This window comes from Legionella longbeachae, from assembly GCF_004283175.1.
In the GTDB taxonomy this organism is placed as follows: domain Bacteria; phylum Pseudomonadota; class Gammaproteobacteria; order Legionellales; family Legionellaceae; genus Legionella; species Legionella longbeachae.
In genome coordinates, this window is the sequence record NZ_RXNW01000006.1 from 48,958 (window position 1) to 74,259 (window position 25,302).

Below are 25,302 nucleotides of genomic sequence, written 5' to 3' on the forward strand. Positions count from 1 at the left end.
TATTCTGAATTAAAATGAAGAGTATTCATAGCAGGCTTATTACCTTTGGGGAGCGCTGGTTCTAAATGTACCATTCCACTCATTCAGGGTTGCAATCAACGCCCTTTGCCATCAATGGTCTTAACATACAACTCAAAACCATACTCCTACTTAGCCAACACGCTTTTTCGCCAGGTTCCAAATATACATCAATTCATCGAAAGATTGTCCCTGTAGGTTATTTAATTTTTTTTCTTTTGCAACTGCCTTCACAGCCTGCAATCTATGCTCAAATTTATCTAATGCTTTTTTAAGCGTCTCTTGAGGAGAAAATTGACAATAAACACATAAGGAGAATACCGCATGCAGGAGGTCACCAATTTCTTCTTGTAGCTCAGATTGGTTCAGGTTTTGTTTTGACTGTAAATGTTCCGAAATTTCCATACATTCACTTTGAATTTGCTCCATAATTTGAGTAGTCGTTTCCCATTGAAAGCCAAAATCAGCAGCCTCTTGCTCTAACAATAATACTTGTTCCAATAAATTCATTTACCACCTCTATATGAAGGAAAACATATCTTACTTTTGCGATGCAATTTTGATAATGATTCATGCGAATTCGATATCTTTTTTATGTTTTATAACAAAAGTATTGATTGAAATTTAAACCTCTAAGTTATTGCGGAAACTGACGAAACCGAGAATCTCAGGATGGGAATATCCCCTCTGCGCAAGCGGAGAAGTTCCGATCAGAGGAATGCTGTAAGGCAAAGAGCAAAGTTAATTGCTCCTGTACCTTACACTTATGTGCTTTTGCGAAGGGTAGCACCCCCTGTTGCAAAGACAACTTAAAGATGTTCCAAACTTTTGGAAACTACTTCACCTAAATCACGCGACAAGCTCTGCTTCGCTAATCTTTCTAACTGATTGTGCATTAAATTCTGCCTGGATTTATCATAACGCTGCCACCTCGTAAATGGATTGGCGACACGCGCTGCAATTTGTGGATTAATCTTATCCAGAGTCATTAATATATCGGCTAAAAAGCTATATCCACTGCCATCAACAGCATGAAAATTACGTGGATTTGCCATACAAAATGCGCTTACTAAAGCTCGAACTTTATTAGGATTTTTAATATTAAACGCAGCATGTTGTAATAGGGTTTTGACGTGAGTTAAGGCATCTGGGAGCTCACTAGTCGCTTGTATTGTGAACCATTTATCCAAAACCAATTCATCTTTAGCCCATTGTTTATAAAAATCCTCAACTGCCTGCTCACGTAATCCCTGGTTAGTACAATTGGCTAATAAAGAAAAGCTCGCTATCTGATCCGTCATGGTTTGTGCAGATATAAATTGCTGTTGGCAAATATCTAAAGCATTGGCTTCCTTTGCTTTCATCATGAGCCACAAACAGATGTTACGTAGTTTTCTACGGCCATAAGCTATGCCATGTATCTGATGATCTTCTGCTTGCCACAACTGCTGATAAAGTGTTTGTGCCGAATCATACAAATACCACCCCAATTGTTGACGGAAAAAATCACGGGCAGTCTCCACTGCACCCACGTCAACAGAATTTAATGTTGCTGCAACTTCTTCAAAACCAGGAGGGGTCAATAGTTCTGCACGTAAATCAGCATCTAATGACTCATCCAGTAAGACATGTTTGAATGCTGCACTCAAGGCCGAAGGAATTTGCCAGGTATTTGATGGCTGTTCTAAATAATCCTTAATACAACTCAATACAAGACTCTGAGCAGCATCCCATTTAGCATACCCATCTGTTTCATATCGCAGCAAGAATAGTAAATCTTCTTGGCTTAGATTATGTTTCAATTTGATAGGGGCAGAAAAACCTCTTAATAAGGAGAAAACCGGTTTTTCGCTTAAATCAGAAAAACTAAAACTTTGCTCTGCTTCCTTTAACTCCAATATTTCTCTATCTATAGGCATCATATGACCTTGAGAATTAAAAAAAGCAATACGAATAGGAATATGAAATGGTTTCTTATGATGACATTCAGGCGTAGGAGGACAATGTTGTTGCATCTTTAAAGTTAATTTACCCTTTTCATAAGAACTGACTACCGTAACTTCAGGGGTTCCTGCCTGGCTATACCATCGTTTAAATTGGGTTAGGTCTACTTGATTCGCATCTTCCATTGCCGCAACAAAATCATCAATAGTAACAGCTTGGCCATCATGGCGTTCAAAATACAAGTCCATACCTCTTCGAAATCCCTCTTTTCCAAGTAAAGTATGTTGCATACGAATTACTTCGGCACCTTTATTATAAACGGTTGCCGTATAAAAATTATTTATTTCCTGGTAGGAATCTGGTCGCACTGGATGTGCCATTGAACCAGCATCCTCAGGAAATTGTGCGCTTCTTAATACCCGCACATCCATAATGCGATTCACATCACGTGAATTCATATCACAAGAAAATTCTTGATCCCGAAAAACAGTTAATCCTTCTTTTAGACTTAATTGAAACCAATCCCGACATGTAACCCGATTACCTGTCCAATTATGAAAATATTCATGAGCAACCACACCTTCAACATCAGCAAAATCTTGATCAGTTGCTGTATCAGGACGAACGAGAATGTATTTAGAATTAAAAATATTTAATCCTTTATTCTCCATTGCCCCCATATTGAAATCACTGACGGCTACGATCATGAAGATATCCAAATCATATTCTCTCCCATAGACCTCTTCATCCCAACGCATGGCATTTTTCAATGATTTCATTGCATGAGCACATTTATCCTCGTTTCCGGGTTCAACATAAATGTGCAAATCAATAGCCCTTCCAGAACAGGTAACAAATTGATCGCTAACCTGAGCTAACTTACCCGCCACCAAAGCAAATAAATAAGAAGGCTTTTTAAAAGGATCATTCCAAATCACCCAATGACGTCCATCAGCCAAGGCACCTGAATCGACTAAATTTCCATTAGATAACAAAATAGGATACTGTTTTTTATCCGCCGTGATACGAGTAGTATACGTTGCTAATACATCAGGACGATCCGGAAAGTAGGTGATCCGTCTAAAACCCTCTGCTTCGCACTGGGTACAAAATAAGTGGTTGGAGCGATACAATCCGGATAATTTTGTATTATTTTGTGGATAAATACGCGTTACTACAGTTAAGGTCAACTCATCAGGACAATTTTCTATAATGAGTGCCTCAGATTGCAAGGTATAGGCAGAAGGTTCTAGTTTTTGACCGTTCAAATGCAGACTTACTAACTCCAATTCATCGCCATATAAATGCAATGGACCTTTGTGGCGACGGACTAATTTAAGTTCGTTACTCACCAATACATGATCATCATATAAGTCAAAATTTAAATTTACAGTATCTACTGTAAAAAAAGGAGCCTGGTAATTTTTCAAAAAAACAGTGGTGTTTGGCATGATTATGACATCCTTTGCGAAAAAGCGATTAATTTATTGAGTTATATAAAAATTTACTTAGTTTAGCCTATAATAATTATAAAGGGGTAGCTTCTTAGATCAAACATTACTAAGAGTGAGAAGTTAACTAAAAACATTTATTGCTTTTATCCGCTAGAAGTATTAAATGTAAAGAAACATATGTTTATATCCTTCACCAGGATATGTAAAAGGGGATGGCACATGAATACTCAAGACTTTTTAACCGGATATACCAAACGTTTTGTTGATAATAAAGAAGAAGAACTGAGTTTGGAAGAATACCTGGAATTGTGTAAAAATGACCCTTCTGCTTATGCCAATCCAGCGGAACGATTATTAATGGCTATAGGGGAGCCGGAAATGATCGACACTCGCCATGATCCCGTTTTATCGAGAATTTTCTCTAATAAAGTGATTCCACGATATCAAGTGTTCCAAGATTTTTACGGCATGGAAGAGCCCATTGAGCAAATTGTCGGTTTTTTAAAACATGCTGCCCAAGGATTGGAAGAAACAAAGCAAGTGCTTTATCTCTTGGGTCCTGTTGGTGGTGGCAAATCTTCAATTGCTGAAAAATTAAAAGATTTGATGGAAAAAGTTCCGTTTTATGCCATTAAAGGTTCTCCGGTATTTGAATCTCCCCTGTCTTTATTTAATCCGACAGAAGATGCAGAATTATTACGAGAGCGTTTTGGCATCCCTTCCCGCTATTTGCGCTACCTCATGTCTCCCTGGGCTGTAAAAAGATTACATGAATTCAATGGAGACATCAGTAAATTCAGGGTAATTAAAGTAAAACCTTCCCGTTTAAAGCAAATTGCAATTGCCAAGACAGAACCTGGAGATGAAAACAATCAGGATATTTCTTCATTGGTGGGTAAGGTTGACATTCGCAAATTAGAACAATTTTCCCAAGATGATCCAGATGCCTATAGTTATTCTGGAGGGCTATGCCGAGCCAACCGGGGCCTTTTAGAGTTTGTGGAAATGTTTAAGGCACCCATTAAGGTGTTGCATCCTTTATTAACAGCAACTCAGGAAGGCAATTACAATCCGACTGAAGGTTTATCCTCCATACCCTTTGAAGGAATTATTTTAGCTCACTCCAATGAATCAGAATGGCAAACATTCAGAAACAATAAAAATAATGAAGCATTTATTGATCGCATCAATATTGTAAAAGTGCCTTATTGCCTGCGTATTTCAGAAGAAACCAAAATTTATCAAAAGCTTATTGATAACAGTTCATTAACCCAAGCCCATTGCGCGCCAGGCACGTTAGATATGTTAGCCCAATTTTCCGTCTTAACACGTTTAAAAGAGCCACAAAACTCAAGTATTTACTCTAAAATGCGCGTGTACAATGGAGAAAGTTTAAAAGATACTGATCCAAAAGCAAAATCATATCAGGAATACCGTGATTTTGCTGGTGTTGATGAAGGAATGAGCGGTGTCTCCACTCGCTTTGCGTTCAAAATACTTTCAAAGGTATTTAATTTTGACCACAGCGAAGTAGCAGCAAACCCAGTACATTTAATGTATGTGCTAGAACGACAAATTGAACAAGAGCAGCTTCCCCAGGAAATACAAGAATCATACTTAGGCTTCATCAAAGAGTATCTTGCTCCCAAGTATGTTGAATTTATTGGCAAGGAAATTCAAACAGCCTATCTGGAATCATACTCTGAATATGGACAAAATATATTCGACCGCTACATAACCTATGCTGATTTCTGGATACAAGATCAAGATTACCGTGATCCGGATACAGGTGAAATTTTTGATCGGGCTTTATTGAATCAGGAATTGGAAAAAATTGAAAAACCAGCAGGGATATCAAATCCAAAAGATTTTCGTAATGAAGTAGTGAATTTTGTGTTACGTGCTCGTGCAAATAATCGGGGCAAGAATCCTGTTTGGAACAGTTATGAAAAATTAAGAACGGTTATTGAGAAAAAAATGTTTACCAACACTGAAGACTTGTTGCCAGTTATTTCCTTCAATGCTAAGGCCTCTGAGGATGATAAGAAAAAACATGAAGAATTCATTTCACGAATGATAGACAAAGGGTATACACGCAAACAAGTACGCTTGCTTTGCGAATGGTATTTGCGAGTACGGAAGTCACAATAATTAAAACCGCTCATCGGCGAAGGGAGCCAGGATGGGCTCAAAGCGGCTTGGCTTCCGAGGCTGTAATTGTGCTTCACCAAAGCTACAAATATTCACCAAAAATGATTTTGTATGGGGATAAATTATGTCGCAATTGATTGACAGACGACAAAACGCAGGGAAAAAAAGCACGGTGAATCGTCAACGTTTCCTTCGTCGTTATAAAAATCAGATCAAACGTGCTGTCTCCGATGCTGTTGGAAAACGGAGTATTACTGAAATTGACCAAGGCGAACAAATTACGATTCCAGCAAAAGACATTTCTGAACCCATGTTTCGCCGAGGCCAGGGTGGACACATAGAGCGCGTATTGCCCGGTAATGACAACTTTATAGCGGGCGATAGAATAAAAAGACCTAGCGGTGGCTCTGGGGGAGGTGGCGATAGTTCTAGTGCGAGTGATAGTGGCGAAGGCGAAGATAATTTTGTTTTTGAATTATCACGAGAAGAGTTTCTTGATTTGTATTTTGAAGATCTTGAATTACCTGATTTGGTTAAAAAAGAACTCGCGCAAATTAGTACCTTCAAAACTGTACGAGCTGGAGTTACAACCAGTGGCATCCCTAACAATATTAATGTTCTTCGCTCCATGAAACAAGCAACAGGGCGAAGAGTAGCTTTAGCATCACCCTATAAAAAACAATTAAAAAATGCTGTCGAAGAATTGGATAAACTGCAAGCACAACCTGTTCTGGATACAGATGAAATAAAAAAATTAGAAAATAGAATTGAGTTTTTGAAAAGAAAAATACAAACAGTCCCTTTCATAGACACGATTGATCTTCGTTATAATTATCGTATTCGCATACCCTCTCCATCTACTCAAGCAGTTATGTTCTGTGTGATGGATGTATCTGGCTCAATGGATGAGGCTAAAAAAGACATTGCAAAACGTTTTTTTATCTTGCTTTATATGTTCCTCACCAAGAATTATGAAAAAATTGAATTAGTGTTTATCCGACACCACACATCAGCCAAAGAAGTCAATGAAGAAGAGTTCTTTTATTCTCGGGAAACTGGCGGAACTGTAGTTTCCAGTGCATTGGAACTTTTGAGCACCATTATTGAGGCACGCTATCCACCAGAATCCTGGAATATTTACGTCGCACAAGCATCAGACGGTGATAATTGGAATGCAGACTCGCCTTATTGCCAAGAGCTACTTCAGGATAAAATTATGCCCTTATTGCAATATTTTGCTTACATCGAAATCATGCCACGTCATCATCAAAGTTTATGGGAAGTTTATCAGCTTGTTAAAGAGAGCTACCCTAATTTTGCCATGGAAAATATTGATACAGTAGCGGATATATATCCTGTATTTCATGAGCTATTTAAAAGGAAAACTGTATGAGAAAGAAACCATTATCTACAGGCGCAGAATGGACCTTTGAATTAATTCAGGATTATGATCGCGAAATAGCACGAATTGCGAAGGACTTTAAACTTGATACTTATCCTAACCAGATAGAGGTTATTTCTGCTGAGCAAATGATGGATGCATACGCTTCCGTAGGTATGCCTATAGGATATCACCACTGGTCCTTTGGCAAACATTTTGTAAGTGTTGAAAAAAGTTATAAACGTGGGCAGATGGGTTTAGCTTATGAATTGGTGATCAACTCTAATCCTTGCATTTCCTATCTTATGGAAGAAAATTCCATGCCTATGCAAGCCTTAGTTATTGCTCATGCATGCTATGGCCATAACTCATTTTTTAAAAATAATTACTTATTTAAAATGTGGACCTCGGCCGATGCCATCATTGATTATTTAGTATTTGCCAAAAAATACATCAGCGATTGTGAAGAACACTATGGCATTAATGAGGTTGAAGCAATACTTGATGCATGCCACGCCCTTATGAATTATGGAGTAGATCGTTATAAACACCCTGCCCCATTATCCATGCAAGAAGAAAAGATTCGCCAACAAAACCGTGAAATATACATGCAGTCCCAAGTAAATGAATTATGGCGAACAATCCCACAAAGCAAGCAAGTGATAAGTCAGTCTCAGAAAAAGCGTTTCCCAGAGGAGCCTCAAGAAAACATTTTATATTTTATTGAAAAAAATGCCCCCTTGTTAGAACCCTGGCAACGAGAAATTGTACGTATCGTGCGCAAAATGGCACAATATTTTTATCCCCAAGGCCAAACTAAAGTAATGAATGAAGGATGGGCCTGTTTTTGGCATTATACGATTTTACATGCGCTGTATGATGAAGGTTTGGTTACTGACGAATTTATGTTGGAAATCTTGCAAAGCCACACAAATGTCATCATGCAACCCCCTTACAACAGCCCCTATTATAGCGGCATTAATCCCTATACATTGGGATACCATATGATGCAAGATATCAAACGGATCTGTGAAAACCCTACTGAAGAAGATAAACGCTGGTTTCCATATTTAGCGAATACAAACTGGTTAACCAGCCTTGATACCGCCATGCGCAATTATAAAGATGAAAGTTTTATTGCCCAATATTTATCGCCTAAATTAATTCGAGACTTAAAATTATTTCATATAGTTGATGATGATCGCAGTCCCGATCTTTACGTCAATGCCATACACAATGAATCAGGATATCAAAAAATAAGGGAAGCCTTATCAAGGCAATATAATTTAGGTTATTTTGAACCAGACATCCAGGTTTATTCCATTGATTTACAAGGTGACCGCTCCATGACCTTAAGATATGCCCAACATAATCGAGTTCCCTTGGGTAATACAACCACAGATGTGCTCAAACATCTTTATTCCTTATGGAAATTCCCTATCGTATTGCAAGCAGTAAATTCTGAAAATGAGATTACCCAGGAATACCATTGTCCACCGAAAGCGCTGCCTAATGCATGATGCTTATGTACGAATTAAGTAGGTTTTATGGCCAAGAATTTCATTAGATAAGGCATATCTGGCTTTGGTCAGGATGAGATGTGCCTTCATCAGTACAGAGAGATTTTTTTGATTCTGGTGAAAAAAAACAAACAATAAAAATGCCCCCTCAGGGGCATTGGCAATTATTCTAAGGCCATTTCAATCGCGAAAGCTAAAGCCAATTTAGAAAAATTAGTCATATGTTCTAGACTTAATTTTTCCATGGTGTCATCAGACGAATGAATGTAAGGATTATGATCTTCAAAGTTAGATTCACATGGGAACGCAGCTGGAACACCTACATCATCCCACGATGCATGATCACTACACCCATAACCACACTCTGAATACCTGACTGGAACATGCACATAAGTCTTAATTAATTGAGCGACAAAGTTACTTAATTTCTCATCTGTATAATCAGTAAATACCCACATAGTAGGATCATTCGCATGGACGCGATAGCCCGTCATATCAAATTGGATTGCTGCTTTTACCGGAATAGATTTAGATCTGAAATGTTTCACTACATGCTGAGAGCCCACTAAACCGCGTTCTTCTGCAGCATACCAGATAATGTAAATGGGGCGCTTAAATGCTATTTTAGAATTTAATAATACGCGCGCCATTTCCATATTCGATGAGGAGCCACTACCATCATCGCCTGCTCCTGGCATACGTCCATCAAGCGTGTCCATATGCGCCCCAATCACTATCGCAGGTGCTTTAATGTCTTTACCAATTACAGTCACCAAGGAGGGCTGTTTGTACCGGCCTGTTTCCACAAAGAAAGTTTCTGTATCAGTGCGACCACTTTCAATAACCATTTTATTAAACTGGCCTTCTAACCAATAAGCTGTGAAAACACCTGTCTCTTTAGTTGCGGAACGATTATGAATTGCAGTTAATTGAGATAGGGTATGCCAAATATTATCAGACACTATATTTTTTAACTCTTCATTAACCTCTTCTTGATGTTTGATCTCATAAATATTATCACTTAGAGGTTTTGCTTTAACTGTCTTTTGTTGTAAAAGGCTTTGTGCTGTTTGTTTTTTTACTGCAATTTGCGAACCTTCAATTTTGTGGCTCACATTGACAAATCGTCCACAATTGACTTGATCCGCTAAATGGCTTAAAGCATCCAAGTCGCTCTCAGAAATATCAATGATTTTAAAATCCTTATTTTCTGCCAAAACCACATGGGGAGTAGCTATTTTTGCTGCAAGACATTGGGGTACTTGCACCTGCTCGTGAATAGCATTCGCTGCTAAAACATTCGCACTCGCAAACATCGAACCCGCTGCGATATAGGTCATCCATTGATTCAAACGCATTTATACTCCTAGATTAAATTAATTTTAAAACGAGATTAACTCGCGGCCATTTACTTTACCTAAATTCTACAAACGGATCTACTGCTTAATTAAAGTGGTATTACAACAAACTATGAGCATATGTCCTTTTTTTGCCCTATATGCTATTGATAATCATTTTCATTTGAGATAAAGTGATGTCCCTAATCCACTCAATGAGCAAATATATGGCAATCAATAAAGAATATTTCCCTATAAAAAAAATCCCCTATTATCTGCTTCTTACACTTCTTACCACGGGTGCTAGTTTAATCCTTGGTTTTTTAAGTTTTGGTGGCATGTATGCATTGATTCCCGCTTTGTCATTAGCATTTGCGACTTTTGGCCTCTCAGTCGCTTATGAAGGTGAAATTTACCTACAAAATATTAAAGGCGCCTTTAAAAAATTATTCAAAAGTAATTACTTGGAAAATCATTTAGCAAAAGAGTATCTACTACAAAATTTCCCCGAGAATACTGAGCACCCGAATTGCCCTCAATTTTTCAAGGATTATGAAAAGCAACTGCAACTTCTTAGCCTGTTTCAGCATAAACAACTTGATAAGGAAAGCCAAAAACAAAAAAAACAAATCGAAAAATCTCTAGCAGATATGGAAAAATGGTTTGCGTTACAACTTTTTGTCCCCAAAGATTATCAGGATGAAGAAAAGCCCTCTGCATATAAACTTAAGTTAAGAAAATGGCTTGCAGAACATGGACAAAATGAATGGGAAGCACGCCTGGAAAAGCGTCAATCAACGTTTAATTATGTTAAAGGCTTTAGTGCTTTTGCTGCAACTTTTATGGGTCTCGGCAGTACGTATCTCATCGTTGAAGCATTTAGCGTAATTCCTTTGTTTGCCACTATTCCTTTTGCGTTATGGCCATTCATAATCGTCCCCATGTCGGTCATTGCCGGAGCTGCGTATGGAATGTTGACCTATAACACCATCACTGATCTGATTAACAACGATACCCTTAATAAATGGTATCAAAAACTTCGCCATGATTTGAGCCAGGGATTAACCGTTCGCAATGTGTTTATGGCCTCTATGGCCGTATTTTTAGCAGGTTTGGCAGTTGCGCTTACGATTTGTACGGCAGGGACCTGGTGGACTATCGCAACCAATGCACGCCCATTATTTGAATGGATGAAAAAGATGCCCAGTTTTATTATGGGTGTAATTAATCCAATTATTACGGGATTGTCCGCTATCTTCTTTAACATCCAAAATACTGCTGAATCTCTGGAAATGGTAGATGAGGCTACCCGCTCTAATAAAAATATATTTCGTAGTGTATATGAGTCAGTTACCGAAAATCTTTCTCATGTTCGCGATACAGAAAATTGGCTCCAGATTTTCAACCCATTTCGCCTTCTTTTAAAACTGACCCTTACTCCGCTACGCATTTTGCTCTTTTTAGGTCATCTAGTGAGCATTGCCGTCACTTCAGATCGAATGCCTGGCGTGCCACAAATCGTATCTGCGCTCGTAGGTATAATTAGTGAAGGTTTCGAAGATGCCCATTATTTTGCTGGCCATGAAGAGAGAGCATCACTGGACTCTAAAGAAACAGCATCACTATTGGAAGAGCGTTTAGCAGGAGAAGCAGAAAATGAGCCCAACACAGATATCCCTACTCGTCTTCTAAAGATCTTGGCATCGCCTTTATACGCCCTGGCCGCGGGTTGGGATTATTTAGCCAGTCAATTCAACTTGGGATCTGATAAAAAAGAAATACTTACTTTTGCCCGTGCATGGGATAAACAACGTGGAATTGAAAAAGATGTAAAAGTAGACTTACCTATAAATGCCAAACATCCTTCACAAGAATGGAAAGTGGAACATACTACCTTCTTGATTGATAAATATTCGCGAAAACACTTAAATCATGTCAAAATTGGCACTGAATTAGCCAAGGATAAAATCGGCGCCCTACATGAGTTGAGCGAAAAAGTCCGTGCAACTTCGTCTCATGGATATTCACTCAAAAACTTAATTACCGATGCGAAAAATAATCCTGTTTATAATCAACATCGATTATTTTCCCTTTCTAAAAACGAAAAAACAGCAACACAAGAGTTTGTCGAGCACTTACCTGAGCGCGTTAACGCCATGGTATAAATTGTTTGAGTTACCCATCTCCATTGTCTCTACTTGTTTCGAGTAGGGATGGGCATTATGATGAATATCTCAATAAGACAGGATGAGCTGCTTTCTCTGCGGCTTGTCCACAGGATCCAGAGCACCTGACTCCCAAAGCCTGCGGAAAAACCGCAAAACGTCGGCTGTAGTTTATAGTCCAGAATAATCTGCACTGCTGTCATTGACTTAAAATGGTTTCATCATTTTTGCGAAAGCGGAAATCCATTTCTACAGGAGGATTGTGCCCCCTTTGCACGAAGCAGATTATTAGTTCTTTAAAACCAATAGCAGTGAGAACAACTTCTCTTTTTCCTCATGCTTATAGCTAATTTCCAAGCTGATAAAAATTGAGTTATTCTGAGCATAAATAATTCCTGGATGCCCTGAAGCTTTGCTTTTTCCTTATTTCGATCCGAAGGTAACTATATTGTATGAGGAAGTTTCTTGCGATTGATGTTGATCCAGTTCCAATTTCTGTAAAGTTTTCAATCCGTCATAATACTCTAGAAGCAGCGTTAAAAATTTAGATTTTTTTGTTTCCATCTGAAGAGATGACTTATCCAATAGCTGATACACGGTATTATTCCCCGCTTTCTCAATCCGATCAGGAACAGAGACAGGAGCAGATAACAAGTTCTCAAGGTATCCAATTTTGGTCTGCACCGTCTCACAAGCGGGAGAAGTCAATGCCAACAAGACGGCACGCATTTGGTTAAAAGCAAAGCCATTGGGATCTTTAAGTTGTAAAACATGGGCATGGGACAGGATTTCATCAAACACCATACCAAGATGCATTGTAGCATGCCTGTACCCTTCATTTTGGGTCTGTTGGTCAAGACATGTTCTCAAGCCCTGCAATAACGAAAATAAGTGAGATAATTCTTTCTTTGGTAATCTTAAAGATGGCTCACACATGAAAAACTGTACCATCAAACGGTTCATTTCTGCATGGCAATATCTTTTAATATCATTATGCGCCATTGCCTTTACAAGGATTTGGATAATTTGCTCTACGTTCATTAATATATTTTTAAATATTTTACTTCGACGCTCTAAGTCATTTAAAAGTTTTTGACCAAAGAAAGTGGTGCTTTTTTGCTTATTATGTTTTTTATTATCTAATTGTTTCAGTTTGAATATACACTTGTTTTGCATTTCCAATAGAGTTTTTAAATATTTATCAGGCAAAATATAAAGTTGATTCTGTATATGATTCACCAAAACCATGCGATCAATAAAATGAGTATGGGAAAGTTGATTCTTGGAGCGACACATCAAATTACGCTCATATTGTTTTTGATTTTTATTAATCTGATTAGTTAAGTCACTTAACTCTTTAACCAGGGATTGGCAACCATTTTGATATGAATAGTCATTCTGCTGATTGAACAAGGCTCGCTTAAATTCCTTACAAAACCTACGGACTGCTTCCATGTTTTGAGATGCCAAAAGACTACCCTCTTCAACAATTAGGGTTAATTGCTGAAAACTATCCCATAATAGCTTTTTGCATTGCTCTTCAGCATTTGTTTTTTTATCGGTTAAAATAAACTGCAGCTTATTCTCACAGTTTTTTAAGATTTGATTTAAGTCACTTAATAATTTTTGATTGAATAAATAAAATCTTACCTTTTCATTAACGATTTCATGTTTTAACGCTTTAGAAAACTCTAAATCTTGTTTATTAAAAAGTGATAAATGGCATTTGAGCTCTTCATTTATAAATTGCACCCGAGACAAATTAAGTTGGGTACGTTGTAGATTAATTTCATCAATTTCTTTTGTTATACCAACGGACAAACCTTGTGCGATGCTGCTTTCAATTTTACCATAAACCGAGTCTCGCTTTTCATTCTGTACCAATGAAGTTTGAGTTTCCATATCGCCAATAGATGATTCAGCCTGCGCATTATGTAACTGCTCTTCGAGGCGAATTTTTTTTCATTTTAAATTTTCATCTCTACCAGCAATTGTGAGTTCAAACTTAGTGGTAATACGGTTAATTACAGGTAATTTAAAGGGGCTGGGCTCTTCTAATAACGAAGCAAGATTGTTTCTGCTTGTTTCACCAGGGCCATATAAAGATTCCAAGTAGTGCAATATGATTTTTATCTGCGGAGAAAGTCCACCCCAGTCTTTCTTATCAAATATTTTTTGTATGTCTGAATAAACAAAGGCTTGGTACACTGCTTGTGCACTAAAATAATTCCCCATTTCAGTGAGCTGTTTTGCCAGTAACACGAAGCGTTCAAGTAAAAGTCGACAAGACGCAGTATCCACCCGTTTTAAGAGCTCATTACGAATGTACTCACTTTGGTAACTGGATAACTGTACTAATTTTCGGGTAATCGCTTGAATGGATTCACCTTGGTTTAAGCGTTGATTAACCGTTCTAGCGAACTCTGAATAGGCGTCATTTGCCATTTTAGTCATCGTATCTGCTAATAAAGAAATTGCTTTGCGATTCACTAAACGTACATGAAACGCCATCTTTGGTTCGTCATGAATTTTTTCATTCATTCTCTTATTCAGTAAAAGTTCATCCCATTTAGTCAATAGAACTGAAAACGAAGGCACGGATTGATTCGATAAGTCTTTGCCTGAAGGTAAATGGCTTGGCGATTTCTGTAATTCGCACAATGAGTCTTGTATTTTATTCTGGCGTAAACATTGCAACATCAGTTCATGAAGTTGTGTCACAGAATCTTTTAAAATTATAAATCGTGATTGCATGGGATAGTTTTCTCACTATGATAGTCTGATTAGATTATTATGACGCCATGATGTTATCTTATGAATCTCATTGGACATTTTAAATATCACCAGAACCATTGCAAATCAAGCTGCTCGATTGTTGTTTTTTGCATCAGACATCAAATGTAAAGAAATAGCTATTGATGCCATAGGTAAACCAGCAGACCGTATCCTTCACAGATTACAGCAGGTTAATTACTTTGCATTAATAACTCTTGAGCATGGGAACGTGTTTGCTCGGTAATTTTCAATCCACCAAGCATACGTGCAATTTCATCAATTTTTTCAGCATGTTGCAGTAAGCTAATACGGGTGAATGTTTCTTTATTATCACTTTGTTTTTCAACCATAAAATGATTATGTGCAGCAGCAGCTACTTGGGGTTGATGCGTAACACAAAATACTTGCAATCGTTCACCCAATTTACGAAGCATTTGCCCTACCAAAGCAGCCGTTGCCCCACCAATCCCAACATCCACTTCATCAAACAATAAAGTAGGAGTTGTGCCTTGTTGCGCGGTAATCATTTGAATGGACAATCCAATTCGAGACAGCTCTCCACCAGAAGCAATTTTACTGAGTGAATCGAGCTCCATACCAGGATTGGTACAAACTTTATATTCAACTTTATCCATCCCATGTGCCTGCATTTTTTCCAGTGGAGTTAGTGCAATTTCTACTTTTCCTTTAGGCATACCCAGTTGTTGTATACTTAAAGTAATTTCTTGCGCCAGCTTTTGGGCTTGTTTTTGTCTTGTATCCCTCAATTTTAAAGCAGATATTTCATAGGCATGAAGCAACTGACTTAGCTGTGATTGTAATTGAGTTAATTGACGCTCATTATGATGTAAATTTTCAAGTTCATGTTGCAAATGTTGAACATGAGTATGTAACTGGCTACTGTCCACATGATATTTGCGAGCAAGTTGATGTATGCTACTCATTCGTGTTTCTATTTCATGCAAACGTTCAGGATCTAAAGACACGCGTTCAGAAAATTGTTGCATTTCATCAACAGCTTCTTCACATTGAATCAGAGCTCCATTAATCAACTCTTGGGCATTTTTGATTTGGCTTTGTTCTTGAGGCAACTGGCTAAGCAAGTGTAAAACCTGGTTTAGGCTCGTACAAATATTAGGTTCATCATCTGCATTTAATAGCCCATGTAGTTGCTGACAATTTAGTAAATACTCTTTGGCATGATGCAACATTTGATGCTCTTGGTATAAGGTTTCAATTTCACCTTCATGAAGGTTTAATGCCGATAACTCTTCGATTTGGAATTTAAGTAGCTCAATTTTGTCCGCCTGCAGCTCCTGACTTTGCAAAATTTCTATTTCGTGTTGAAGCTTGTGACATTGTTTATAAAGTTGAGCCACTTCTTCAAGCAAAGGTTGATTTTTGCCATATTGATCCAGTTGCTGGCGATGGGTGGCATGCTGCATCAAAGCTTGATGCTGATGTTGTCCGTGAATATGTACTAACTTTTGACTTAATTCTTTAACTTTTTGCAAAGGGAAAGGTTGCCCATTAATATACGATTTAGAACGTCCCTCCGCATAAATAACGCGACGCAAATAAATCTCACCATCATCACAAGGGATATCATGATCTGCAAGCCATTGTGCCGGATCAGAATCTTGGCTCACAAAAAAACCTGCTGTGATATCGCATTTTTCTTGACCAGGGCGAATCACTGAAGCATCAGCCCTCTCACCTAAAGCGAGCATCAATGCGTCGATCATAATGGACTTCCCTGCACCGGTCTCACCAGTAAATGCAGTCATCCCCTGTGTAAAATCTAACTCCAAATGGTGCACAATTGCGAATTGTTTGATGCACAAAGTTGTTAGCATATCCTATCCTTGATGTTTGGATTCCCAACCAAGTTTCGATCGTAATGTATCATAATAATGGTAATCAAGAGGGTGGAGTAAACGTAAGTGGTGACTGTTTTTTTGAATAGCCACTTTTTGTTCAGGTTTGACCATTCGTGACTCATGGCCATCACAACTCACTCGTAAATCGGTTTCGTTAAATTGACTGATATGCAGCTCAATTTGAGACTCCCCATCAATTACAATAGGACGAGAACTCAAACTATGAGAAAACATAGGTACAAGTACAATCGCATTGAGTTGTGGATGCATAATTGGGCCTCCTGCAGATAACGCATAGGCAGTAGATCCTGTAGGAGTTGATAAAATCATGCCATCAGAACGATAATGACTGACTAATTGTTGATTCACATAAACTGAAAATTCAATGAGATGGGTTTCCTTACCACGCCCTAAAACAACATCATTAAGCGCATCCCCCTCAAAATAAATATGATCTTCATCGTAAATGCGTGTATGTAATAAAAAACGTTTTTCTTCTTTATACTGTCCAGCTAGAACAGCATTTAGCTGAGTTTCCAGCTCATTGGGTAAAATATCCGTAAGAAAGCCAAGGCGCCCTCTATTGATACCAATGACTGGTGTATCTACCTTAATTGCCATTCGCGCGGCGGAAAGCAAGCTTCCATCACCACCAATGACAATAATTAAATCCTGTTCTTCTCCCATATTTTCGCGAGCCAATATGGGTAATTCCACACCAAAACCTGTAGCCGTATCAATATCTTGATAAACTTGCACATCCTGCTTTTTCAGAAAGTCAATTAAGCGATATAAGCTCTCACTGACTCCCTGGTTGGCACGATGTTGACGCGCAAACAAAATAATCCGTTTAAATGAGCAGTTATTCATCGACATTTGCTGTTCTTGATGCTTTTTTTCGTTCATGTTCTTTCAATGACTTTTTTCTTATGCGAATAGAATCAGGAGTCACTTCCACTAATTCATCATCGTCTATAAATTCCAATGCTTGCTCTAAAGTTAACTTTACTGCAGGTGTCAAGATAATATTTTCATCTGAACCTGAAGCGCGAATATTCGTTAATTGTTTTTCTTTAGTTACGTTGACCACTAAATCATTATCGCGGGAATGAATTCCAACAATCATTCCTTCATAACATACTGTTTGGGGTTCAACAAACAACCGTCCACGTTCTTGTAAATTAAACAGGGCAAAAGCACGTGCCATACCTTGACAATTAGCAATTAAGACACCATTGGTTCGTTTGCCAATTCGACCTTTAATTGCTGGGCCATAATGATCATACACATGATACATTAAACCCGTGCCAGAGGTAGACGATAAAAATTCATTGTGAAATCCAATAAGGCCCCGAGTAGGAATCATATAGTCAAGGCGTACACGTCCTTTTCCATCCGGTACCATATTTTGTAACTCACCCCGGCGTTCGCCTAATTTTTCCATAATAGCACCCTGATGATTTTCTTCTACGTCTACAGTGAGATGTTCATAAGGTTCTTGTTGTTCCCCGTCCACTTCACGAATAATCACCTCAGGCTTACTTATAGCTAACTCATAACCCTCGCGCCGCATGGTCTCAATAAGAATGGATAAATGTAATTCACCGCGACCAGAAACTCTAAATTTATCAGGATCATCACAGTCTTCAACACGTAGAGCGACATTATGCAATAACTCTGTTTCCAGGCGCTCACGGATTTTTCGGGAGGTAACAAATTTGCCTTCTTGACCAGCAAAAGGCGAATCATTCACCTGGAAAGTCATGCTGATTGTTGGTTCATCGACCGAAAGCACTGGCAATGCCTCAACGACATTGACATCACAAATTGTATCTGAAATCTTAAGTCCCTCAATTCCGGTAATTGCAATGATATTTCCTGCATTTGCTTCCTCAACCTCGATACGCTCGAGGCCTTTAAACCCTAATAGTTGCAGCAGGCGACCCGAACGAATATTGCCATCCTTATCAATAATTTTAACCGCAGATTTTGCTTTGATTTGTCCACGAGTGATTCGTCCTATACCAATAGTTCCTACATAGGATGAATAATCCAAGGAACTGATTTGCATCTGGAAAGGACCATTTGCATCTACTTTAGGTGGATCAACTTTTTCAATAATTGTTTGCAATAAAGCACTCATATCAGAGGCCTCATCTTCTAAATGCAGCTTTGCATAACCATTTAAAGCAGAAGTATAAACGACAGGGAAATCCAATTGTGCATCTGTCGCACCCAGGTTATCAAACAAATCAAAAACCTGATCCATAACCCAATGAGGTCTTGCTCCGGGACGATCAATTTTATTAATGACCACAATAGGATTTAAGCCACGAGCAAAAGCTTTTTGCGTCACAAAACGTGTTTGAGGCATAGGGCCATCGACTGCATCGACCAGCAATAATACACTATCAACCATCGATAAAATACGCTCAACTTCGCCGCCAAAATCAGCATGCCCTGGAGTATCAACTATATTAATTTGATGGTTTTTCCAATAAACACAGGTGTTTTTCGCAAGGATAGTAATTCCCCGTTCTTTTTCCAAGGCATTAGAATCCATAACCCGTTCAACTTTAGGGGCCCTCTCATTTAATGTGCCAGTTTGTTGTAGTAACTTATCAACTAGAGTAGTTTTACCATGGTCAACATGTGCGATAATGGCAATGTTGCGAATTTGATCAATCATAAAATAACCTTTGATGGAAAAAGCAAGTACTTGTACATAGATTTGACATTATACCTCAACCGCTCAGTAAAACCTATCTGATTCTTGTATTTTAGCATAGCAAACTTCACTTCATGCTGGCGTGAATAAAAGCATGCCTCTGAAATCAATTTCCCCATCTTCAACACATTGTTTTATTCAATTATTTTCTTTTAACTATTCACGCTATGCGCAGCTAATTATTTTTTAACTGCTAAAATAAGAATGAGGGGATAAAAATAGGGAGTAATTATGAGACAGCTAATTTTACATCCCACTGATATTTGCCAATGGCATGCATTAGTTAATGAGGCTCAAGCTGCGACCCAGCTTATTTTGAGCGAAAACACTGAAAGTTATTTGGTATTTCTATTAATGCGTTTTTCTCAAGGACCTAAATTAATTGAATCCATAGTTGCACTCGATTTCCTAGAGTCTATGCATAGACCGCGAACATTGCAAATGGAATTACTACGTGATGTGGGAGATAAAAGTTTATTATTTTGCGGCCTTTTTCCAGGAATTGCTAAAAGAAGGCATGTGAGCCTTGAGTATTTTTCCGAAATGGGGCAAGCAGCCTATTTGACTATTGGCGAATTAGAGGGAAAACATACCCAAAATATATATTTTCAATTAAGCGAGCAATTTCTAATCTTACAGCAGATATTACAGGCTATGCGCGGTGAATACACCGAACTCATTCAAGCAGATCCTGCAATTTTATCTTCCATAAAAGTAAAGTTCCAATAAACAACTAAAACCTGGGTTCGCTCAGCAATCCCAGGTATGTTTTTTAAACTTTATAACTAACCTTATAGCGTACATGTTTAGTATAGGCTTAATTTGTTGACTTTTAATTCCATATTAAGATTTAAAAGTATTTCTTATGCGTTAAAAATACACAACAACATGCTCACCATGTTATTTTATGCTCCATTAATAGTCATTTTGACGAATTTAAATATATATTAAACCACCAAAAAACAAAAGCGATATAAAGGAGAATAAAGTTATGGCAGGCATTTTAAGTTTTTTTTTAGACGTTCCAGTTAAAAAACAAAATTCAGAAACAGAAACCTTTTCTGAGGAAAAGAAATCGAATTTTCTCCCGGATATTTTTCGGATTGCGTTGAAAAATATGAAATCAGAAGATAAATTAGCAAAATATTTGCAGAAGCAAGCACAAATGCATCCGAAAGAATATCGCGAAGCCATTCAGGACTATTTCAAAGAGAAACTAGAACACAGAACCGGGCTGATGCGCCATGTCAGTTTTTTTGATTCTGAAAATACGTCAACATTACACTTTATGGATGTCGTACAAGGATTTAAGGACTTAGGCTTTGGTGCGCTCTCTGCTTATTTAAATACGGCTCTTGTTATAGGTGGAGGTATCCTAGGTACCCAAGAACTAGAACCTCCTATTGAAAAGGTTCATAACTTAGCACATCCTCTCACGCATACCGCTCTTTTTAATCAGAACCCATTTAAATTTAACAACGTTGCCCATGCAAAATATCTAAAAAATATGATCGAAAGAAAGATGAAAGGACGCGATCAGCTTGGAGAAAAAGACATCATTGAGTTGGTTGATGAAATAGGAAAGCAACACCCCAAAAACGGCTTGGGCAAGGTATTCGTTGAACTTTTAAGACCGCTCCAAATTATAGCGTTCACTAACGTAATGAATCTTTGCGGTGGTTCCCTTAAGCAACAAGATTTTGAAGATTTCTATAACGGCACACTTTTTTATGGTATCGCTGAACCAAGCTCTGTTGCTCATAGAGTGATGACGATGCGCTAAATGCCCCATTGTCGTTTTGGGAGCGTTGAACTAAACTCCATAGTTCAACGCTATACCGCTCAAAGATATTTAACTAAAGGAATATTAGATTGATGCTCGTAGTCTAGTTGACTCATTTAATCGATTAGTAATCATTTCTTCCATTTCGGAATTTTTATATCTTTGTGCCCAATATAAAGGGGTATGACCTTTTAAATCCTCCACCCCTGGATTGGCTCCATGTTGCAGCAAGAGCGCTACAATCTTACTGTCATTACGACTGGCTGCTTCAAGAAGAGGACAATTTCCTTCTTGAGAAAATTCATTAACATCGCCGCCTTCTATAATAAGCGCCCTAACTGCACCAATCTGGCCAATTTCTACAGCTTTCAGTATAAGATTCATATTAGTTTTAGTATTAGTTTCCATTTCACTGTCCTCAAATTGTAAAGAATTAAAATTATTACATCAAGTTTATTTATTATTCAAAAACCTAAATAGCAGGGGATTTTTTGTAGTTAGTTTCTTCAGGATTATGAGTTTCCAGTTGAATCCCATTTAAAATTGTTTCTAAACGCTGTTTGATATCGACAGTCACATTTATTGAAGTATTTTGAGATATATTATTTGATCTATCTTTTATTATTAATTCGCTGTATGGTAACAATCTTGGATTTTGTTTTTGTAATTTATCATAGTATCCCTCAAGATAATCACCCATATTAGAGGGTACTTCAGTGGTTTGGGAAAAAGCACTCACCGCACTTATAAGAGCATTAGCCATATTTTCAACCTGAACTTCTCGAGTAGCTTCTATAGGCCTTTGACTTGCTAATTTATTTAAAACCTTAATGTATTCTTTTACTTCAGGGTTTTCAAAAAATTTTTCTCTGGTTTCTTCTGCTCGAATAAAACCTACGTCACTGATAATACGATTTACCATTTTATCAATTTCAGCCCTATTAAATTTTTCGTTTGCGGGCGAGATGTATAATTTATTTTTTATTTTCTCTTGAACGCGTTGGTCTTGATGTTTCAAAATCGCATCAACAGCAGTTTGTTGCTTTAGTTTATCACTCAGTAATTTGTTCGTAGCAAAACTTAGAGCTACTTCCTTAAACCCGTTTATAGTTAAGTCTTTAAGACAACTCTCCGTGCTTAAAGAGTCAATGGCTGCAGATAGAGCAGCTTTATCTGCATCTGAAACAACATATGGTTCCTTGAGCGTATCTAATTTCGCTTTAACCTTTTCGCAGATTTCTTTTTTTATCAATTCCATACTATTTTTTAACTGCTCATTTCTAGTTACTAACAGTTCTTGGCTGTATTGGATTAATTTCGCTTTTTCATTTACAAACTTACCTTCAGGTATAAATTTTGCAATCACTTCCAGATCTTCAGGAGTAACCTTATCGTTAATATCCGGAGTTTTTATAATGTCCTGGAGATTTGAATCATTTTTAAAGATATCAAATAACTCTTTAAGAAGTTGATTGCCCCGCTCAGTATTAGGAATAGTTCTTAGTAAAGGCCCCAATAAAGAGATATTTTTACTTTGAATCACATGATTAACAAAACTCGTTACGGCTAATTCATCATAATTTGTATCAGAAACAGCAAGAAGTTTTTCACGGTCATCTTCCGGGAGTTTAGGATTAGTATATTTTTTTATAAGATATGAAAAAGATGGAAAATCCAGCGTTGTTGTCTCATTATTTTCGGATTGAACGGAAACTTTAATACCTTTGAGCGCCGCACAATAATCAACCTTCCCATCACCTTGACTCCAAGACATATTAATTGCAGTCACAATATGCTTAGTCATATCAAAAATTGGGTGTTCAAAATTAACTGAATAACAACCCCATAAATTATTCCATTGTTGGTAGTATTTTCGATTATAGGATACTAAATCGCTATCCATAGCCGCTTTAGAAAAGCCAACAGAGTAAATTTGGTTTGAACCAGGTGTTTTTCTTTCAAGAAGATCTTTGCTTTCAGCAACATAGCTATCATGTTGTTTGGCAAGATGTCCAACAAATTTTGAATCTTCGCAAGTATAAACGACCTTATTGTGCGGAGATACATATAAGCCTGAGTCATCGTAATAACTGGCATTCATCCCGTCTTTTTGTATGCTGGAACCTAGGGTTGCATTATAAAAAGCTTTTCTATCAACAATGATTGTATTGGTATCGATTTGCAGGTGCCGTTTTCCTTGATTGTTAATGATGGCCCTATTTTTTATTAAATCAGCAGTACTACCCAAAGCTTCTAATTGATGCAAATAGGCTTTTTCATGTGATGTAGCTGCCTCTTCGTAGAAATCTTGTACAGTGATCCCTTCTGCCTTACATTTTTCTGTAAGGTAATCCAAATATTCTGCTTTAATTTTTTGGTAATCTTCGGAATTATAGTGTTGCCCAGTATAGTTTTCGCCGCTTTTCCAATGAGGAATCATAAGTGCTGAAAGAACAATTTGTGGCGGTTCGCGCCCAATTTCTCGGGCGGCATCATCAAAACTTTTTTTCATGATCCTGATATTAGCTATCTGACCATCGATAAACCGCTTCACACCTTCTTTATCTAATTTCCATCGATCTTGCATTCCAAACGTACTAAGGGTAACTACATCCGTAGGTGCAGTAGATATAAAATCCTTGTTTGTTACATGAGGTATATTTCTAGTCATTTAATGCTCCGAATTTATGCTTTCATCGCATAATTCAAACATTAAGGCGCCTATTTGTACAATTCATTATGTTTATATATCATATTGATTAAATTGATATCAATTATTTTTTATGAACTTAAATAGATATCGTTGTTGGGTTTATGAAAAAATAAAAGGCGAAAAAACTGAGGTAGGAAATTATTCTGGGTACATTGATATAAATGGATGTGCTAAATTGAGTTGAACCACTTAGAGCACTACATGATAAACACAGGGTGATCTAAATCATGAGATGCTCCAGGAACTTTAATTATCCCTTATGAAACAACATGGTGATATCTATAGGATCAAAAGTATATTTCTGATTGCAAAAATCACAACGAATAGATACCTCCCCCTGTTCTTTTAGTAATTCTTTTGCATCCTCCTCACCTAAAACAGTAAGCACTTGCTTCATTTTATCGAGACTACAGCGGCACTTAAAACGAGTTTGACGCCGTTCAAATATTCGTATTTCAGTTTCATGATAAAGTCGATACAGCAATATTTCATTATCTAAAGTCAGTAACTCTTCCTCACTCACTGTTTGGCCTAGTTGCACTGCATATTCCCAGAATTGTTCCCTATGTTGCGTATCTTCGCCCGGCATTAACTGCAACAACATTCCTGCAGCGGCACTTTCATTCACTGCTAACCAAACTCGAGTAGCGATTTGTTCCGATTGAGCAAAATAGTTCATTAAATTTTCACTCATCGCCGTAGATTGAATAGGAACCATGCTCTGGTAGGCATTGGTTTGATTATTTTGATTAATGGTTAAAACCATTTGTCCTTCGAGAAATGCATTCGCGTACTCTATGGTTTCGAGATTTTCAATAAATTGAGCAAAGGCCCTTACGTTAAGTTCATGATCACATTGCACTAACAATAAAGGAAGCCGCTTATCTCCTTGAAACTGCAAATTTAAACTTCCCTGAAATTTGATACTGGATGCCAAAAGCAAACAAGAGACAAGTGCTTCTCCTAATAAATTTTTAACCATTGGAGGATAGTTTCGTTGACTCATAATGGTTTGATAAGTGTCTTCAATGTGAACAATTTCACCACGAATATTTGCATGTTCAAAAATAAAGCGTTGCAGGGTATCTGATTGTTTCATAAACGAGCTCTAAAAAATTACGGCAACCATTAAAACTCAGTTGCAATCCCGAAGTATAACATAATTTTTTTGTAATTTTCCCTGGATAAAAAATGAATTTGAACTATGCTTTTAAAATCCACACTAAAATTTTAAGGATAAAATCATGATAGACAAAAATATACTTGCCCCCTTGTTTAAAACTATAGATAAAGTTGTTTTTGGTATTGAGGATGCGGAAGAACCTGAAACCAAACCTGATTTTATTGAGATTGACACTGAAGAAGAGTTTGATGTGGAACGCTCTATTAATTAATAGTTGATTCCTAATACCTATGCGGGCAATAATCGCTCTTTTTGGAGTGAGATGTCTTT

At 37.5% G+C, this 25,302-nt stretch carries 18 protein-coding genes; 7 read left to right on the forward strand and 11 right to left on the reverse strand.

The genetic code is table 11. The annotated features are described in order from the left end of the window. Nucleotides 1–150: 150 nt before the first annotated feature. The gene (locus EKG34_RS07410; protein ID WP_003633388.1) at nt 151–528 is read right to left on the reverse strand and encodes a MazG nucleotide pyrophosphohydrolase domain-containing protein; all 378 of its coding nucleotides are present in this window, start codon (nt 526–528) and stop codon (nt 151–153) included. Between the two features lie 299 nt (nt 529–827). Then, entirely contained in the window at nt 828–3,413 is a 2,586-nt protein-coding gene (pepN, locus tag EKG34_RS07415) for an aminopeptidase N (RefSeq protein ID WP_003633389.1), read from the reverse strand. 222 nt (nt 3,414–3,635) lie between these two features. Between pepN and EKG34_RS07420 the strand changes: the two genes are divergently transcribed. The 3 genes from EKG34_RS07420 to EKG34_RS07430 all read left to right on the forward strand — a co-directional run bounded on the left by EKG34_RS07420 (nt 3,636) and on the right by EKG34_RS07430 (nt 8,468). After that, nucleotides 3,636–5,567 (forward strand): PrkA family serine protein kinase, encoded by a 1,932-nt coding sequence (locus EKG34_RS07420; protein WP_003633390.1) that lies wholly within the window; start codon nt 3,636–3,638, stop codon nt 5,565–5,567. A gap of 124 nt (nt 5,568–5,691) precedes the next feature. Beyond that, on the forward strand, nt 5,692–6,960 hold the full coding sequence (locus EKG34_RS07425; protein ID WP_003633391.1) for a YeaH/YhbH family protein: 1,269 nt from the start codon (nt 5,692–5,694) through the stop codon (nt 6,958–6,960). Beyond that, on the forward strand, nt 6,957–8,468 hold the full coding sequence (locus EKG34_RS07430) for a SpoVR family protein (protein WP_003633393.1): 1,512 nt from the start codon (nt 6,957–6,959) through the stop codon (nt 8,466–8,468). The genes EKG34_RS07425 and EKG34_RS07430 overlap by 4 nt, the downstream gene beginning before the upstream one ends. Before the next feature lie 164 nt (nt 8,469–8,632). Here the strand turns inward: EKG34_RS07430 and lapA are convergent, their stop codons facing one another. Continuing rightward, nucleotides 8,633–9,826, reverse strand: coding sequence for an aminopeptidase LapA (lapA, locus tag EKG34_RS07435; RefSeq protein ID WP_003633396.1), 1,194 nt, complete (start codon nt 9,824–9,826; stop codon nt 8,633–8,635). A 206-nt stretch (nt 9,827–10,032) separates the two neighbouring features. On the opposite strand from lapA, the gene iroT reads away from it, so the two are divergent. Beyond that, nucleotides 10,033–11,970, forward strand: coding sequence for a T4SS effector ferrous iron transporter IroT/MavN (gene iroT, locus EKG34_RS07440; RefSeq protein WP_003633397.1), 1,938 nt, complete (start codon nt 10,033–10,035; stop codon nt 11,968–11,970). A 423-nt stretch (nt 11,971–12,393) separates the two neighbouring features. On the opposite strand, the gene EKG34_RS07445 is transcribed toward iroT, so the two are convergent. The 5 genes from EKG34_RS07445 to typA all read right to left on the reverse strand — a co-directional run bounded on the left by EKG34_RS07445 (nt 12,394) and on the right by typA (nt 19,314). After that, the gene (locus tag EKG34_RS07445; protein WP_003633401.1) at nt 12,394–13,872 is read right to left on the reverse strand and encodes a hypothetical protein; all 1,479 of its coding nucleotides are present in this window, start codon (nt 13,870–13,872) and stop codon (nt 12,394–12,396) included. Nucleotides 13,873–13,932: 60 nt separating this feature from the next. Next, nucleotides 13,933–14,724: a RasGEF domain-containing protein gene (locus EKG34_RS07450; protein ID WP_003633402.1), complete on the reverse strand. Its 792-nt coding sequence runs from the start codon at nt 14,722–14,724 to the stop codon at nt 13,933–13,935. 212 nt (nt 14,725–14,936) lie between these two features. Then, nucleotides 14,937–16,601, reverse strand: a complete 1,665-nt coding sequence (recN, locus tag EKG34_RS07455; protein WP_003633404.1) for a DNA repair protein RecN — start codon at nt 16,599–16,601, stop codon at nt 14,937–14,939. A gap of 3 nt (nt 16,602–16,604) precedes the next feature. Further along, on the reverse strand, nt 16,605–17,531 hold the full coding sequence (locus tag EKG34_RS07460) for an NAD(+) kinase (RefSeq protein ID WP_049774959.1): 927 nt from the start codon (nt 17,529–17,531) through the stop codon (nt 16,605–16,607). Next, nucleotides 17,488–19,314, reverse strand: coding sequence for a translational GTPase TypA (gene typA / locus EKG34_RS07465; RefSeq protein ID WP_003633408.1), 1,827 nt, complete (start codon nt 19,312–19,314; stop codon nt 17,488–17,490). Before typA ends, EKG34_RS07460 begins: the two co-directional genes overlap by 44 nt. A gap of 270 nt (nt 19,315–19,584) precedes the next feature. Here typA and EKG34_RS07470 point away from each other — a divergent pair, with 270 nt between their 5' ends. Next, nucleotides 19,585–20,082 (forward strand): hypothetical protein, encoded by a 498-nt coding sequence (locus EKG34_RS07470; RefSeq protein WP_003633410.1) that lies wholly within the window; start codon nt 19,585–19,587, stop codon nt 20,080–20,082. Between the two features lie 262 nt (nt 20,083–20,344). Continuing rightward, nucleotides 20,345–21,136 carry a caleosin family protein gene (locus EKG34_RS07475; RefSeq protein ID WP_003633412.1) on the forward strand — a complete coding sequence of 264 codons (792 nt, stop codon included), beginning with the start codon at nt 20,345–20,347 and terminating at the stop codon, nt 21,134–21,136. Between the two features lie 84 nt (nt 21,137–21,220). On the opposite strand, the gene EKG34_RS07480 is transcribed toward EKG34_RS07475, so the two are convergent. The 3 genes from EKG34_RS07480 to hslO all read right to left on the reverse strand — a co-directional run bounded on the left by EKG34_RS07480 (nt 21,221) and on the right by hslO (nt 24,948). Continuing rightward, on the reverse strand, nt 21,221–21,544 hold the full coding sequence (locus EKG34_RS07480; RefSeq protein WP_003633414.1) for an ankyrin repeat domain-containing protein: 324 nt from the start codon (nt 21,542–21,544) through the stop codon (nt 21,221–21,223). Between the two features lie 64 nt (nt 21,545–21,608). Continuing rightward, nucleotides 21,609–23,807 (reverse strand): hypothetical protein, encoded by a 2,199-nt coding sequence (locus EKG34_RS07485; RefSeq protein WP_012978764.1) that lies wholly within the window; start codon nt 23,805–23,807, stop codon nt 21,609–21,611. A 292-nt stretch (nt 23,808–24,099) separates the two neighbouring features. Then, nucleotides 24,100–24,948 carry an Hsp33 family molecular chaperone HslO gene (gene hslO, locus EKG34_RS07490; protein WP_003633418.1) on the reverse strand — a complete coding sequence of 283 codons (849 nt, stop codon included), beginning with the start codon at nt 24,946–24,948 and terminating at the stop codon, nt 24,100–24,102. 145 nt (nt 24,949–25,093) lie between these two features. Between hslO and EKG34_RS18200 the strand changes: the two genes are divergently transcribed. Further along, on the forward strand, nt 25,094–25,243 hold the full coding sequence (locus EKG34_RS18200) for a hypothetical protein (RefSeq protein ID WP_003633419.1): 150 nt from the start codon (nt 25,094–25,096) through the stop codon (nt 25,241–25,243). The last annotated feature ends 59 nt before the right edge of the window (nt 25,244–25,302 follow it).

Coding starts and splice junctions, on each gene's coding strand:
- EKG34_RS07410 (WP_003633388.1), bottom strand. CDS start 528: ATGAATTTATTGGAACAAGTATTATTGTTAGAGCAAGAGGCTGCTGAT.
- pepN (WP_003633389.1), bottom strand. CDS start 3,413: ATGCCAAACACCACTGTTTTTTTGAAAAATTACCAGGCTCCTTTTTTT.
- EKG34_RS07420 (WP_003633390.1), top strand. CDS start 3,636: ATGAATACTCAAGACTTTTTAACCGGATATACCAAACGTTTTGTTGAT.
- EKG34_RS07425 (WP_003633391.1), top strand. CDS start 5,692: ATGTCGCAATTGATTGACAGACGACAAAACGCAGGGAAAAAAAGCACG.
- EKG34_RS07430 (WP_003633393.1), top strand. CDS start 6,957: ATGAGAAAGAAACCATTATCTACAGGCGCAGAATGGACCTTTGAATTA.
- lapA (WP_003633396.1), bottom strand. CDS start 9,826: ATGCGTTTGAATCAATGGATGACCTATATCGCAGCGGGTTCGATGTTT.
- iroT (WP_003633397.1), top strand. CDS start 10,033: ATGGCAATCAATAAAGAATATTTCCCTATAAAAAAAATCCCCTATTAT.
- EKG34_RS07445 (WP_003633401.1), bottom strand. CDS start 13,872: ATGGAAACTCAAACTTCATTGGTACAGAATGAAAAGCGAGACTCGGTT.
- EKG34_RS07450 (WP_003633402.1), bottom strand. CDS start 14,724: ATGCAATCACGATTTATAATTTTAAAAGATTCTGTGACACAACTTCAT.
- recN (WP_003633404.1), bottom strand. CDS start 16,601: ATGCTAACAACTTTGTGCATCAAACAATTCGCAATTGTGCACCATTTG.
- EKG34_RS07460 (WP_049774959.1), bottom strand. CDS start 17,531: ATGAACGAAAAAAAGCATCAAGAACAGCAAATGTCGATGAATAACTGC.
- typA (WP_003633408.1), bottom strand. CDS start 19,314: ATGATTGATCAAATTCGCAACATTGCCATTATCGCACATGTTGACCAT.
- EKG34_RS07470 (WP_003633410.1), top strand. CDS start 19,585: ATGAGACAGCTAATTTTACATCCCACTGATATTTGCCAATGGCATGCA.
- EKG34_RS07475 (WP_003633412.1), top strand. CDS start 20,345: ATGGCAGGCATTTTAAGTTTTTTTTTAGACGTTCCAGTTAAAAAACAA.
- EKG34_RS07480 (WP_003633414.1), bottom strand. CDS start 21,544: ATGGAAACTAATACTAAAACTAATATGAATCTTATACTGAAAGCTGTA.
- EKG34_RS07485 (WP_012978764.1), bottom strand. CDS start 23,807: ATGACTAGAAATATACCTCATGTAACAAACAAGGATTTTATATCTACT.
- hslO (WP_003633418.1), bottom strand. CDS start 24,948: ATGAAACAATCAGATACCCTGCAACGCTTTATTTTTGAACATGCAAAT.
- EKG34_RS18200 (WP_003633419.1), top strand. CDS start 25,094: ATGATAGACAAAAATATACTTGCCCCCTTGTTTAAAACTATAGATAAA.